Source organism: Streptomyces sp. NPDC051133 (genome assembly GCF_040682635.1).
Classification (GTDB): domain Bacteria; phylum Actinomycetota; class Actinomycetes; order Streptomycetales; family Streptomycetaceae; genus Streptomyces.
This window is the reverse complement of sequence record NZ_JBFBBK010000014.1, coordinates 46,280-59,039: the sequence shown is the minus strand read 5'-3', so window position 1 is coordinate 59,039 and position 12,760 is coordinate 46,280. Positions and strand designations below refer to the sequence as shown.

Annotated in this window: 15 protein-coding genes and 5 tRNA genes; 5 read left to right on the top strand and 15 right to left on the bottom strand. The window is 70.0% G+C overall.

What is annotated here, in order from left to right; translation table 11 throughout:
* Window positions 1–93: 93 nt before the first annotated feature.
* Both AB0N17_RS16605 and AB0N17_RS16600 read right to left on the bottom strand, forming a co-directional pair.
* Window positions 94–1,104: an NAD(P)H-dependent glycerol-3-phosphate dehydrogenase gene (locus AB0N17_RS16605; RefSeq protein ID WP_366012018.1), complete on the bottom strand. Its 1,011-nt coding sequence runs from the start codon at window positions 1,102–1,104 to the stop codon at window positions 94–96.
* Window positions 1,101–1,871 carry a lysophospholipid acyltransferase family protein gene (locus tag AB0N17_RS16600; protein WP_366012017.1) on the bottom strand — a complete coding sequence of 257 codons (771 nt, stop codon included), beginning with the start codon at window positions 1,869–1,871 and terminating at the stop codon, window positions 1,101–1,103. The genes AB0N17_RS16605 and AB0N17_RS16600 overlap by 4 nt, the downstream gene beginning before the upstream one ends.
* Before the next feature lie 153 nt (window positions 1,872–2,024).
* Between AB0N17_RS16600 and cofC the strand changes: the two genes are divergently transcribed.
* Both cofC and AB0N17_RS16590 read left to right on the top strand, forming a co-directional pair.
* Complete coding sequence (gene cofC / locus AB0N17_RS16595) at window positions 2,025–2,663, top strand: 2-phospho-L-lactate guanylyltransferase (RefSeq protein WP_366012016.1); 639 nt, start codon at window positions 2,025–2,027, stop codon at window positions 2,661–2,663.
* Between the two features lie 74 nt (window positions 2,664–2,737).
* Entirely contained in the window at window positions 2,738–2,941 is a 204-nt protein-coding gene (locus AB0N17_RS16590; protein ID WP_366012015.1) for a hypothetical protein, read from the top strand.
* Between the two features lie 71 nt (window positions 2,942–3,012).
* On the opposite strand, the gene AB0N17_RS16585 is transcribed toward AB0N17_RS16590, so the two are convergent.
* The 4 genes from AB0N17_RS16585 to leuC form a co-directional block, all read right to left on the bottom strand.
* On the bottom strand, window positions 3,013–3,660 hold the full coding sequence (locus tag AB0N17_RS16585) for an HU family DNA-binding protein (protein ID WP_366012014.1): 648 nt from the start codon (window positions 3,658–3,660) through the stop codon (window positions 3,013–3,015).
* A 136-nt stretch (window positions 3,661–3,796) separates the two neighbouring features.
* The gene (locus tag AB0N17_RS16580) at window positions 3,797–4,027 is read right to left on the bottom strand and encodes a hypothetical protein (protein ID WP_351240180.1); all 231 of its coding nucleotides are present in this window, start codon (window positions 4,025–4,027) and stop codon (window positions 3,797–3,799) included.
* Between the two features lie 274 nt (window positions 4,028–4,301).
* Window positions 4,302–4,895 carry a 3-isopropylmalate dehydratase small subunit gene (gene leuD, locus AB0N17_RS16575; RefSeq protein WP_366012013.1) on the bottom strand — a complete coding sequence of 198 codons (594 nt, stop codon included), beginning with the start codon at window positions 4,893–4,895 and terminating at the stop codon, window positions 4,302–4,304.
* Between the two features lie 5 nt (window positions 4,896–4,900).
* Entirely contained in the window at window positions 4,901–6,325 is a 1,425-nt protein-coding gene (leuC, locus tag AB0N17_RS16570) for a 3-isopropylmalate dehydratase large subunit (protein ID WP_366012012.1), read from the bottom strand.
* Window positions 6,326–6,531: 206 nt separating this feature from the next.
* On the opposite strand from leuC, the gene ndgR reads away from it, so the two are divergent.
* Window positions 6,532–7,248: an IclR family transcriptional regulator NdgR gene (gene ndgR / locus AB0N17_RS16565; protein WP_009320373.1), complete on the top strand. Its 717-nt coding sequence runs from the start codon at window positions 6,532–6,534 to the stop codon at window positions 7,246–7,248.
* Window positions 7,249–7,340: 92 nt separating this feature from the next.
* Here the strand turns inward: ndgR and AB0N17_RS16560 are convergent, their stop codons facing one another.
* The gene (locus AB0N17_RS16560) at window positions 7,341–7,850 is read right to left on the bottom strand and encodes a DUF4188 domain-containing protein (RefSeq protein ID WP_366012011.1); all 510 of its coding nucleotides are present in this window, start codon (window positions 7,848–7,850) and stop codon (window positions 7,341–7,343) included.
* An 80-nt stretch (window positions 7,851–7,930) separates the two neighbouring features.
* Between AB0N17_RS16560 and AB0N17_RS16555 the strand changes: the two genes are divergently transcribed.
* Window positions 7,931–8,575, top strand: a complete 645-nt coding sequence (locus AB0N17_RS16555) for a MerR family transcriptional regulator (RefSeq protein WP_366012010.1) — start codon at window positions 7,931–7,933, stop codon at window positions 8,573–8,575.
* 50 nt (window positions 8,576–8,625) lie between these two features.
* Here the strand turns inward: AB0N17_RS16555 and AB0N17_RS16550 are convergent.
* From AB0N17_RS16550 to AB0N17_RS16525, 6 genes are all read right to left on the bottom strand, one after another.
* A tRNA-Glu gene (locus tag AB0N17_RS16550) sits at window positions 8,626–8,701 on the bottom strand.
* A gap of 28 nt (window positions 8,702–8,729) precedes the next feature.
* Window positions 8,730–8,801: transfer RNA gene (locus AB0N17_RS16545), tRNA-Gln, on the bottom strand.
* A 21-nt stretch (window positions 8,802–8,822) separates the two neighbouring features.
* Window positions 8,823–8,895: transfer RNA gene (locus AB0N17_RS16540), tRNA-Glu, on the bottom strand.
* Window positions 8,896–8,957: 62 nt separating this feature from the next.
* A tRNA-Glu gene (locus AB0N17_RS16535) sits at window positions 8,958–9,030 on the bottom strand.
* A gap of 21 nt (window positions 9,031–9,051) precedes the next feature.
* A tRNA-Gln gene (locus tag AB0N17_RS16530) sits at window positions 9,052–9,123 on the bottom strand.
* A 90-nt stretch (window positions 9,124–9,213) separates the two neighbouring features.
* Window positions 9,214–9,945 (bottom strand): HAD family hydrolase, encoded by a 732-nt coding sequence (locus AB0N17_RS16525; RefSeq protein WP_366012009.1) that lies wholly within the window; start codon window positions 9,943–9,945, stop codon window positions 9,214–9,216.
* A gap of 41 nt (window positions 9,946–9,986) precedes the next feature.
* Between AB0N17_RS16525 and AB0N17_RS16520 the strand changes: the two genes are divergently transcribed.
* Window positions 9,987–10,271 carry a hypothetical protein gene (locus AB0N17_RS16520; protein WP_366012008.1) on the top strand — a complete coding sequence of 95 codons (285 nt, stop codon included), beginning with the start codon at window positions 9,987–9,989 and terminating at the stop codon, window positions 10,269–10,271.
* 60 nt (window positions 10,272–10,331) lie between these two features.
* Here the strand turns inward: AB0N17_RS16520 and gltX are convergent, their stop codons facing one another.
* Entirely contained in the window at window positions 10,332–11,816 is a 1,485-nt protein-coding gene (gltX, locus tag AB0N17_RS16515) for a glutamate--tRNA ligase (protein WP_366012007.1), read from the bottom strand.
* Entirely contained in the window at window positions 11,809–12,594 is a 786-nt protein-coding gene (locus AB0N17_RS16510) for a fumarylacetoacetate hydrolase family protein (protein WP_366012006.1), read from the bottom strand. The genes gltX and AB0N17_RS16510 overlap by 8 nt, the downstream gene beginning before the upstream one ends.
* Window positions 12,595–12,760 lie beyond the last annotated feature (166 nt).

Below are 12,760 nucleotides of genomic sequence, written 5' to 3'. Positions count from 1 at the left end.
AGTACCCGTTGGTATCCCCCGAGTCAGCGCCCGCCGGGCCGCCGTGACTCCGTGTCCCTCGGGCGGTCGCTGAGCGTCGCGCCGAGGGTCTGTTCAGCGCCTCTCGGGCTTGGCGCTGCGCGACATCAGCTCCTTGAGGGCGACCACCGGCGGTTTGCCTTCGTGCACGATGTCCACGACCGTCTCGGTGATGGGCATGTCGACGCCGTGCCGGCGGGCCAGATCCGCAATGGACTCGCAGGACTTGACGCCCTCGGCGGTCTGCTTGGTGACCGCGATGGTCTCCTGCAGGGTCATGCCCTTGCCGAGGTTGGTGCCGAAGGTGTGGTTGCGGGACAGCGGCGAGGAGCAGGTGGCCACCAGGTCACCGAGGCCCGCGAGTCCGGAGAAGGTCAGCGGGTCGGCGCCGAGCGCCATGCCGAGCCGGGTGGTCTCGGCGAGTCCGCGCGTGATGAGGGAGCCCTTGGCGTTGTCGCCGAGTCCCATGCCGTCGGCGATGCCGACCGCGAGCCCGATGACGTTCTTGACCGCGCCGCCGAGTTCGCAGCCGACCACGTCGGTGTTGGTGTACGGCCGGAAGTACGGCGTGTGGCAGGCGGCCTGGAGGCGCTGGGCGACCTGCTCGTCGGTGCAGGCCACGACGGCCAGGGCGGGCATGCGGGCGGCGATCTCCCGGGCCAGGTTGGGCCCGGTGACGACGGCGATCCGGTCGGTGCCGACCTTGGCCACGTCGTCGACGACCTCGCTCATGCGCATGGCCGAGCCGAGTTCGATGCCCTTCATCAGGGACACGAGCACGGTGCCCGGGGCGAGCAGCGGGGTCCACTCGGCGAGATTGGCGCGCAGGGTCTGGGACGGCACGGCGAGGACGGTGAAGTCGGCGTCCCGCAGGGCCTCGGCCGCGTCCGCAGTGGCGCGTAGGTTCCCGGGGAGTTCCACGCCGGGCAGGTAGTCGGGGTTGGTCCGGGTGGAGTTGACCGCCTCGGCCAGCTCGGGCCGGCGGGCCCACAGCGTCACCTCGCAGCCGGCGTCGGCGAGGACCATGCCGAAGGCGGTGCCCCAGGAGCCGGTGCCCATGACGGCGGCCCGCACAGGCTTGCTCACTTGCTCTGCTCCTCTTCCTGCCGTTCCCGGGCCTGGGCCTGGGTGCGGCGGCGCTGCTCGATCCGCTCGCGGCGCGGGTCGTAGGGGGTGGCGGGCGCCTTCTCGCCGCGGATCTCCTCGAGGAGGCGGGTGATGGCCGCCATGATGACCTCGGTGGCTTCCTTCAGCAGCTCCGGGGTCATCTCCTTGTCGTAGAAGCGCGACAGGTCCACGGGCGGGCCCGCCAGCACGTGGTGGGTCTTGCGCGGGAAGAGGTCCGGCTTCTTGGCGTAGGCCGGCAGCAGGTCGTTGGCGCCCCACTGGGCGACGGGGACGACCGGGCACTTGGTCTGCAGGGCCACCCGGGCGGCGCCCGTCTTGCCGGTCATGGGCCAGCCGTTCGGGTCGCGGGTGAGGGTGCCCTCGGGGTAGAAGGCGACGCACTCGCCGCGGTCCACGGCGTCGATCGCGGCGCGGAAGGCGCTGAGCGCGTCGGTGGACTCGCGGTAGACGGGGATCTGCCCGGTACCGCGCATGGCGGCGCCGACGAATCCCTTCTTGAAAAGGCCGCTCTTCGCCAGGAATCGCGGAACCCGGCCGGTGTTGTACTGATAGTGCGCGTACGCGAAGGGGTCCACGTGGGAATTGTGGTTCACCACGGTGATAAATCCGCCCTCGGCCGGAATGTGCTCCATTCCGCGCCAGTCCCGCTTGATCAGAACCACCAGCGGCGGTTTGCAGATCACCGCGGCGAAGCGGTACCAGAAGCCGATTCTGCGGCGGGGCACAAGGACACCTTCCTCTAGGGCTGCCATCCCGGCGGGGGCCGGACAAGTGTCGCCCCGGGCCGCCGGTCTGTCGAGAACACCGTACGCCCCGCCCGCCGGCGTGCCGGATGGCGCGGGTGACAATGAGCGCAACAAGAGAGGGACGGTACGCCGGTGCAGTGGACCTTGGTCATCCCGCTGAAGCCTCTGGCGCGGGCCAAGAGCAGGCTCTCGGACACCGCCTCCGACGGAGTCCGGCCGGGGCTGGCACTGGCGTTCGCGCAGGACACGGTGGGCGCGGCGATGGCGTGTCCGGCGGTGGTGGATGTGGCGGTCGTCACGGACGACGAGCTGGCCGCGCGCGAGCTGGCGGGACTGGGGGCGCGGATCGTGCCCGACACCCCGGGGAGCGGCCTGAACGCCGCTCTGCGGCACGGGGTGAGCGCCGTGCGGGAAAAACGTCCCGGTATCGCGGTGGCGGCCCTCAACGCCGATCTGCCCGCATTGCGGGCGGCGGAGCTGGGGCGGGTGCTGGCGGCGGCCGCGGAATTCCCGCGAGCGTTTCTCGCGGACGCGGCGGCGCTGGGAACGACGCTTCTGGCGGCGGCGGGGGGCCGTGAACTGGAGCCCGCCTTCGGTACGGAGTCCCGTGCCCGGCACCGGGCGTCGGGCGCCGTGGAACTCGGGCTCGCGGACGTGGATTCGGTACGGCAGGACGTCGACACCGGTGAGGACCTGCGCGCGGCGCTGGCCCTGGGGGTGGGCCCGCACACGGCGGCGGTGTCGGTGGGGTTGCTGATCCCGGGGGCCTGAAAGGGGCGCGGGGCCGGGGCGGTGTGCGGCTGTGCCGTGTGGCGCGACCGGCCACGACCAGTAGGCTGGCTGCCATGCAGGCCACCGCATACACGTACGACGTCGAGACCCGCAGCGGGCAGGTGTTGCTCGACGACGGCACACCGGTTCCGTTCGACGCGGCGGCGTTCGACGCGGGCGGGTTGAGGCTGTTGCGTCCCGGACAGCGGGTGCGGATCGAGACCGAGGGGGCCGGGGACGGCCTGCGCATCACCCTCGTAACCCTTCAGACCCTGTAACTGCCCTTACACACACCGCGGGCCGGGCTCCCGAGGGGAGTCCGGCCCGGCGCGTGGGTGCCCTGCCGGGCTTACGACTGCGCCTTGCGCGCGGTGGCCTTCTTCGCCGTGGTCTTGCGGGCCGTCGACTTCTTCGCCGGGGCCTTCTTGGCGGTGACCTTCTTCGCCGGAGCCTTCTTCGCCGTGGTCTTCTTCGCGGCGGTCTTGGACGCCGCGGCCTTGGCGGTCGCCGTGGTCTTCTTGGCGGGCGCCTTCTTCGCGGTCGTCTTCTTCGCGGTGGCCGTCGTCTTCTTCGCCGGCGTCGCCTTCTTCGCCGTGACCTTCTTCGCGGCGGCCTTGGTGGTCTTCTTCGCGGCGGCCTTCTTGACCGTCGCCGCGGCGCCTCCGGTCAGGCTGCCCTTGGGCGCCTTCTTGACCGAGACCTCGCCACCCCGGGGCAGCTTCTTCGAGCCGCTCACCAGGTCCTTGAAGCCCTGACCGGCGCGGAAGCGCGGCACGGAGGTCTTCTTGACCCGAACCCGCTCGCCCGTCTGGGGGTTGCGGGCGTAGCGAGCGGGGCGGTCCACCTTCTCGAAGGAGCCGAAGCCGGTGACCGAGACCCGCTCGCCCGCGACGACCGCGCGGACGATGGCGTCCAGGACATGATCGACAGCCTCGGCGGCCTGCTGGCGGCCACCGACCTTCTCGGCAATCGCTTCTACGAGCTGCGCCTTGTTCACGTCTTCCCCTTCGGAGACATCGCCAGAACGAAAGTGTTCAAGCTTTTTCGCACGTTAGGCAGATATATACCGCAAATCAAACACGAAACGGGCTTATCACCCTTGTGCCGCAACCGACTCGGTGGTCCCGGGCTGTTCAGTGGTCCTCGTCGGGGATCCGACCCTCGTCCAGGTCCGTGTTGAACCGCTCGAGCCGCCTTGCCGCAGCGGCGAGATCGTGCTTGGCCGCGGCCGTAATGACCAGCAGCTTCCGGGTCAGCGCCATCCGTACGCCCTCCGGGACTTGCAGTGCGCGCACTCTTGCGTGCGCTTCCTTCAGTTGGTTCGCGACCGCCGTATAGAGCTGGAGTTGGCCGTCGTGTTCCATGCACAGATTGTGCCATCTGGGGCGAGTTGTCGCCTGCGCAGGGGGCAACTGCCGCCTCAAATGGCCTTCCAGGCACTTGCGGTGGGCGCGATCGCAGCACTCACGTACCCGCGCAACGCCCCTCGTAACGTGGGAAGTTGAGGCGAGCGCACAAGGTGGGCGGGGCCGTTCGGGTGCAGACATGGCTGTACCCCCGATCGTGGCGATCGGGGGTACAGAGGGGGTGTTGGGGTGGCCGAATCTCGACCTGTCCGGGCCCTGGGGGCCCAGTGGATCAGCTCTGCAGCGTCCGCGGCTTGTAGGACGGCCGCTCGGCCTCGTACGCGGCGATGTCCGCCTCGTTCTGCAGCGTGATGGAGATGTCGTCCAGGCCGTTCAGCAGCCGCCAGCGGGAGTTCTCGTCCAGCTCGAAGGAGGCGGTGATGCCCTCGGCGCGCACCTCACGCGCCTCCAGGTCGACCGTGACCTCGGCCGTGGGGTCCGCCTCCGTGAGCTCCCACAGCGCGTCGACGATCTTCTGGTCCAGGACCACCGTGAGCAGGCCGTTCTTCAGCGAGTTGCCCCGGAAGATGTCGGCGAAGCGGGAGGAGATCACGGCCTTGAAGCCGTAGTTCTGCAGCGCCCAGACGGCGTGCTCGCGGGAGGAGCCGGTGCCGAAGTCGGGGCCGGCCACCAGGACCGTGGCGCCCTGCCGCTCGGGGCGGTTGAGGACGAACTCGGGGTCCTTGCGCCAGGCCTCGAACAGACCGTCCTCGAACCCGTCGCGGGTGACCTTCTTGAGCCAGTGAGCAGGGATGATCTGGTCGGTGTCGACGTTGCTGCGGCGCAGCGGGACGGCCCGGCCGGTGTGGGTGGTGAAGGCTTCCATGATTCTCAGACTCCAGCGGGCACGGGGGCGTCGGACAGATCGGCGGGCGAGGCCAGGTGGCCCAGGACGGCGGTGGCCGCCGCGACCTGCGGCGACACCAGGTGCGTACGACCGCCCTTGCCCTGCCGGCCCTCGAAGTTGCGGTTGGAGGTGGAGGCGGAGCGCTCGCCCGGGGCCAGCTGGTCCGGGTTCATGCCGAGGCACATCGAGCAGCCCGCGTGCCGCCATTCGGCGCCGGCCTCCTTGAAGACCACGTCCAGGCCCTCGGAGACGGCCTGCAGACCGACCCGCGCGGAACCCGGGACGACCAGCATCCGTACGCCGTCGGCGACTTTGCGGCCGCGCAGCAGGTCCGCGGCGGCGCGCAGGTCCTCGATGCGGCCGTTGGTGCAGGAGCCTACGAAGACGGTGTCCACGTTGATGGAGCGCAGCGGCTGGCCGGCCTCCAACCCCATGTACTCCAGGGCCTTTTCGGCGGCCAGGCGCTCCGAAGCGTCTTCGTACGAAGCCGGGTCGGGGACGGACGCCGAAAGCGGTGCGCCCTGGCCCGGGTTGGTGCCCCAGGTGACGAACGGGGACAGCTCGTCGGCGCGGATGACGACCTCGGCGTCGAAGACGGCGTCCTCGTCGGTCCTCAGAGTCTTCCAGTACGCGACGGCCGCGTCCCAGTCGGCGCCCTCGGGGGCGTGCGGGCGGCCCTGGAGGTAGGCGAACGTGGTCTCGTCGGGGGCGATCATGCCCGCGCGGGCACCGGCCTCGATCGACATGTTGCAGATGGTCATCCGGGCCTCCATCGAGAGCTTCTCGATGGCGGAGCCGCGGTACTCCAGGATGTAGCCCTGGCCGCCGCCCGTACCGATCTTGGCGATGATCGCCAGGATCAGGTCCTTGGCGGTGACACCCTCGGGCAGCTCGCCGTCGACCGTGATCGCCATGGTCTTCGGGCGGGCCAGGGGCAGCGTCTGGGTGGCGAGCACGTGCTCGACCTGGGAGGTGCCGATGCCGAACGCCAGCGCGCCGAAGGCACCGTGCGTGGAGGTGTGGGAGTCACCGCAGACGACCGTCGTACCCGGCTGGGTCAGACCCAGCTGCGGGCCGACCACGTGCACGACACCCTGCTCGACGTCGCCCAGCGGGTGCAGGCGCACCCCGAACTCGGCGCAGTTCTTGCGCAGCGTCTCCAGCTGGACGCGGGAGACCGGGTCGGCGATGGGCTTGTCGATGTCGAGGGTCGGGGTGTTGTGGTCCTCGGTCGCGATGGTGAGGTCAAGGCGGCGCACCTGGCGGCCGTTCTTGCGCAGCCCGTCGAAGGCCTGCGGGCTGGTCACCTCGTGCAGCAGGTGCAGATCGATGAAGAGGAGGTCGGGCTCGCCCTCGGCGCGCCGGACGACGTGGTCGTCCCAGACCTTCTCCGCGAGTGTCCTACCCATCGCTTTCCCTCCGGCCGGCAAGCGTGCACCGGCCCAACTAGAGATCTTGAGGAAGCGGCGCCCACGCCCCTGCCGCCGGGATACCGGTGATTTCGGGCGCCTACCGCCAGGCCCGTTGGTCCGCGGGCCGCTGTGTGATTCCAGGGTGGCGCGTTCCACGGAAAATTGAACTTGCGTTTCACAGAGTGAGACGCGAGTATCGTTGCATGGACAACAGTAGCGGCGTCGGCGTTCTGGACAAGGCGGCCCTCGTCCTGAGCGCTCTGGAGTCCGGTCCGGCCACCCTCGCGGGTCTGGTCGGGGCCACCGGACTGGCACGACCCACGGCTCACCGCCTGGCCGTGGCTTTGGAACACCACCGCATGGTCGCGCGTGACATGCAGGGCCGGTTCATTCTCGGCCCGCGCCTCGCGGAGCTGGCCGCCGCGGCCGGCGAGGACCGCCTGCTCGCGACGGCGGGCCCCGTGCTCACCCACCTCCGCGATGTCACCGGCGAGAGCGCGCAGCTCTACCGACGCCAGGGTGACATGCGGATCTGTGTGGCCGCGGCGGAGCGCCTGTCCGGCCTGCGGGACACGGTCCCGGTCGGCTCCACGCTCACCATGAAGGCCGGCTCCTCGGCGCAGATCCTGATGGCGTGGGAGGAGCCCGAGCGGCTGCACCGCGGCCTGCAGGGCGCCCGCTTCACGGCGACGGCCCTGTCGGGCGTACGGCGGCGCGGCTGGGCCCAGTCCATCGGTGAGCGCGAGCCGGGCGTGGCGTCCGTCTCCGCTCCCGTGCGCGGCCCCTCCAACCGCGTGGTGGCCGCCGTCTCGGTCTCCGGCCCCATCGAGCGCCTGACCCGCCACCCGGGCCGTATGCACGCCCAGGCGGTCATCGACGCGGCCGCCCGCCTCTCGGAGGCCCTGCGCCGCTCGGGCTGAACCCCGCGGGAACACCGAGGAGGGCCTGCCCCAACGCCGCGGCAGGCCCTCCTCGCTTCCCCCGTTTCCCCCGCTCCCCCGGTCCCCTGGGGTCAGTCGGCCTTCTCCGTCACCGTGCCCTGCCGCGAGCGGTAGGAGAACCGGTCCTTGGCGTACCGGCCCCGCTTCTCCAGTGGCACCTGGCCGTGCGCGACGGCGAGGCCGAACGCCGGCATGTCCCCGTAGATCGCCTCGTACGACCCCTCGGGCACGACGTACGTCTCGTGCCAGATCCCGACCTGTCCGCGCAGCCTGCCGGTGCGCTCCTTGCGGTTGAGCACGGCCCACGCCTTGTGGTGGAACGCGTCCGGGGCGGTCGCATAGGCGTACAGCTTCTCCTTGGACTCCCAGTACTGCACGACGTAGTACGTGCGCGGCGACGCCGTCAGCAGCACCTTGGCGCGCAGCCCGCGCCCGGGGTCCTTCTCCAGTTCCCGGAGCATGCGGAGCATCGCGAGCATGACCGGCAGCCACAGGTGCGCCGCCCGGAAGCGGTTGATGCGCATGCCGATCAGCAGGACGACGACCTCGCCCCGCGCGTCGGCGGTCGTACGGGACACCATGGATTCCCCCTCATCGGTGAGCAGCACTATCCAATGTGCTCTGCTTGGATAGTGCCGTTATCCGATGAGGAGCGCAAGAGATGCGGCTGGCCGAGCTGAGCGAGCGCAGTGGTGTGTCCACCGCGACGATCAAGTACTACCTGCGCGAGGGGCTGTTGCCGCCGGGCCTCCAGATCAACGCCACGACGGCCGAGTACGACGAGGAGCATCTGCGCCGGCTGCGGCTGGTGCGGGCGATGATCCAGGTGGGCCGGGTGCCGGTGGCGAAGGTGCGCGAGGTGCTCGGGCACGTGGACGACGACTCCCTGCCCCGCTCGATCCGGCTGGGCGCGGCGCTGTGGGCGCTGCCGCAGGTGCCCGAGCCGGACGAGGACGACGAGTTCGTCCAGGCCGCGCACCAGGAGGTCGACGCGCTCCTGGACCGGCTCGGCTGGGAGAACGCCAAGCAACTCACGACCATCTCCCCCGCCTACCGCTCGCTGGTCGTGGCGGTGGCCGCGTTCCGCCGGATCGGCTACGACTTCGGGGCCGAACTGCTCGCGCCGTACGCCGAGTTGATGCGCCGGACAGCCGTCCTCGACCTGGACAACATGGAGACGCATCCGTCGCAGGCGGAGAGGGTCGAGTTCGCGATCCTGGGGGCGATCCTCAACGAGCCGGTGCTGCAGGCGCTGCACCGGCTGGCCCAGGAGGAGGAGACGACGCGGCGGTACGGCTTCGAGTAGCCGGCGCCGGGCACGACGAAGGCCCTCCGCCGAAGCGAAGGGCCTTCCTGTGGTACCCCCGACCGGATTCGAACCGGCGCTACCGCCTTGAGAGGGCGGCGTGCTAGGCCGCTACACAACGGGGGCCTGGACACTGCGTTTCCGCAGGTCCGAGCTGGTCTACCTGGACTCGAACCAAGACTAACTGAACCAGAATCAGTCGTGCTGCCAATTACACCATAGACCAATGATGGTTTAGACCAGTCAGTACCCCCGACCGGATTCGAACCGGCGCTACCGCCTTGAGAGGGCGGCGTGCTAGGCCGCTACACAACGGGGGCCCTAGCGATCCTGCATCGACGACGGTGGGAGCTACCCTGGCCGTCCTCGCGGGAAGGATCAGTACCCCCGACCGGATTCGAACCGGCGCTACTGCCTTGAGAGGGCAGCGTGCTAGGCCGCTACACAACGGGGGCTTTGCAGATAAGCTCTGCGAGCTGGCCTACCTGGACTCGAACCAAGACTAACTGAACCAGAATCAGTCGTGCTGCCAATTACACCATAGGCCACTGGAACTCAAGCCCCTGCGGGGTCCTCGTTCTAGCTTGCTCCTCGGGGCTCCGGCCTTTCGGCCCGCTCCCCTCGGCGCAGGAAGAACATTACCCGAAGGTGGACGGGGCTCCAAAACGGGTATGCGCGCGGACGAGCGCGGGGAGTTCGGCGAGGGTCGAGATCCGGTGCGCGACGACCTCGCCCGCGGCCTGTGCGTACGCCGTCCCGCGGTCGATCCACACGGACAGCAGCCCGGCCTCGGCGGCGCCCCGCCCGTCGATCTCCGGGTGGTCGCCGACGTACGCCACCTGGCCCGGAGGCAGGCCCAGCGCCTCGCAGGCCGCCAGGAAGGCGCCGGGGTCCGGCTTGGAGACGCCCAGCTCCGCGGCGCACAGCACGGCCTCGAACCGGTCGAGGAGGCCCAGGGTGCGCAGCTTGTGCTCCTGGACGGTGATGCTGGAGTTGGACAGCACCGCGTGCCGGTAGCCGGCCGAGAGGGCCTCCAGGGCGGGCAGGACGTCCGGGAAGACGCTCCAGGCGGCCTCGTAGTGCCCGATGTACCGCTGGAACCAGGCGTCGCACTCGGCGTCGGTCAGCACCGTGTCGAGGAACACGCGCACGCGGTCGCGCCGCTGGTCCCGGAAGGAGCACTCCCCCGCCGCGTACCGCGCCCACTGCCGGTCGGTGATCTCCCGCCACCGCAGGAGGGCCTCCTCGGGCGTCGCGTACCCGGCGAGCAGCCCTTCCACCGCCAGATGCGCCCGCATGCCCTCACGGTCCGCGGTCGTGTAATCGAACAGGGTGTCGTCCACGTCCCAGACCACGGCTCTGATCGTCATGACACCGACGGTACCGCCGAACGGCTGGCAGGCTGGTCCGCATGAGCGAGTACCGCGTCCAGTTCACCGTCGAGGCCCGTGCGACGTTCGACGCCCTGCCCGCAGAGCGCCGGGCGCAGTTGGACCGGGCCGTACGGATACTGGCCCGCGACCCGTTCCGGAAGACATCGACCGCGCCACTGGGACCGGACGACCATCTCCGCAGGGCCTACGTGGCCCCCGGCGTGATGCTGGAATACGTGGTGGCCGGCGCGATCATGGTCGTGGTCGTGCTGGAGATCTTCGACGAGAGCGCCTATCTGATCGACGAAGCCGACGCCCAGTGACCGACGCGAAAGGGGCGGCACCCGGAACACTCCGGATGCCGCCCCTGACGCATGTGCCGGCTAGGCGCTCAGCTTCGCCAGCGCCGCGTCGACGCGGGCCAGCGTCTTCTCCTTGCCCAGGACTTCCAGGGACTCGAAGAGCGGCAGGCCGACCGTGCGGCCGGTGACGGCGACGCGGACCGGGGCCTGGGCCTTGCCGAGCTTGAGGCCGTGGGCCTCACCGGCGGCCAGGACGGCCTCCTTCAGGGACTCGGCGGAGCTCCAGTCGGCCGACTCCAGCTTCTCGCGGGCCGTGCGCAGCAGAGCGTCCGAGCCCTCCTTCATCGCCTTCGCCCAGGACGCCTCGTCGAAGACCGGCTCCGCGAGGAACAGGAAGTCGACGTTGTCCGTGATCTCGGAGAGGACCTTCAGGCGGGTCTGGGCGTGCGGGGCGATCGCCTCCCACTTGGCCACGTCGAAGTCCTCCGGCGCCCAGGGGGCGAACGGGGCCTTCAGCCAGGGCGCGCAGCGCTCGGTGAACTCCTTCACGTCCAGCATGCGGATGTGGTCGCCGTTGATCGCCTCGCACTTCTTCAGGTCGAAGCGCGCCGGGTTGGGGTTCACGTCGGAGATGTCGAACGCGGCGACCATCTCGGCGATCGTGAAGATGTCCTGGTCGGCCGAGAGCGACCAGCCCAGCAGCGACAGGTAGTTCAGCAGTCCCTCGGGCAGGAAGCCCCGCTCGCGGTAGAGGTTCAGCGAGGCCTGCGGGTCACGCTTGGAGAGCTTCTTGTTGCCCTCGCCCATGACGTAGGGGAGGTGCCCGAAGTGCGGGGTCTGCTTGGCGATGCCCAGCTCGGTCAGCGCCTTGTACAGGGCGATCTGGCGCGGGGTGGAGGAGAGCAGGTCCTCGCCGCGCAGGACGTGGGTGATCTCCATCAGGGCGTCGTCGACCGGGTTGACCAGCGTGTACAGCGGGGCGCCGTTGGCGCGGACGATGCCGTAGTCCGGCACGTTCTCCGGGGTGAAGGTCAGTTCGCCGCGGACCAGGTCGGTGAAGGTGATCGTCTCGTCCGGCATACGGAAGCGGACGATCGGGGTGCGGCCCTGGGCCCGGTAGTCCTCGACCTGCGCCTCGGTCAGCTCGCGGCAGTGGCCGTCGTAGCCCGAGGGCTTGCCGGCGGCACGGGCGGCCTCGCGGCGGGTGTCCAGCTCCTCCTGCGAGCAGTAGCAGTGGTAGGCGTACCCGCCGTCCAGGAGCTTCTGGGCGACGTCGGCGTAGATGTCCATGCGCTGCGACTGGCGGTACGGCGCGTGCGGGCCGCCCACCTCGGGGCCCTCGTCCCAGTCGAAGCCGAGCCAGCGCATCGCGTCGAGCAGCTGGTTGTACGACTCCTCCGAGTCGCGGGCCGCGTCGGTGTCCTCGATGCGGAAGACCAGCGTGCCCTGGTGGTGGCGGGCGAACGCCCAGTTGAACAGGGCGGTGCGGACCAGGCCCACGTGCGGGTTACCGGTGGGCGACGGACAGAAACGGACGCGTACGGGGGAGCCGGATGCGCTAGCCACGCTTGACAACCTTGTTGGTGAGAGTGCCGATGCCTTCGATGGTGACGGCGACCTCGTCGCCGACGTTCAGGGGGCCGACCCCCGCGGGGGTGCCGGTGAGGATGACGTCGCCGGGGAGCAGGGTCATGGCCTCGGAGATGTTGACGATCAGGTCCTCGATGGGGTGGATCATCTCGCTCGTGCGGCCCAGCTGGCGCTGCTGCCCGTTGACCGTGAGCTGGACGGTGAGGTCGCCCGCGCGCTCCAGGTCCATGTCCGTCTCCACCCAGGGACCGAGCGGGCAGGAGGTGTCGAAGCCCTTGGCCCGGGCCCACTGCTTCTCGCGCCTCTGCACGTCGCGGGCGGTGATGTCGTTGGCGCAGGTGTAGCCGAAGATCACGTCCTTGACGCGCTCGCGCGGCACCTCGCGGCACATGCGGCCGATGACGACGGCCAGCTCGGCCTCGTGGTGCAGTTCCTCGGAGAACGACGGGTACTGGATGTCGTCGCCGGGGCCGATCACCGAGGTGGAGGGCTTGAAGAAGGCGAAGGGGGCGTCCGGGACGTCGTTGCCCAGTTCACGCGCGTGCTCGGCGTAGTTGCGGCCGAACGCCACGACCTTGTTGGGGAGGACCGGCGGGAGCAGCCTGACCTTGTTCAGCGGCACCTTCGTACCGGACAGCTCGTGGTCCGCGAAGGGGATGCCCTTGATGATGTCGAGGACGAGTTCGTCCTGCTTGTCGCCCTCGACCGCGCCGAAGGCGACGTTCCCGTCGATGGAGAACCTGGCGATGCGCACGGGATCCTTGCGCCCCTCAACTAGAACCGGCGTACTGACGCCCCAGGTTAACCGGTCGGGCGTCCCGCCGTTCGGCCGGTAGGGCCGCCGGACAGGTGTTTTCCGGGGCTGAGGGGCCCGGGGCCGAGGGCCGGGAACCGCCCGGAACGCGAGCGCGGCCGGGAGG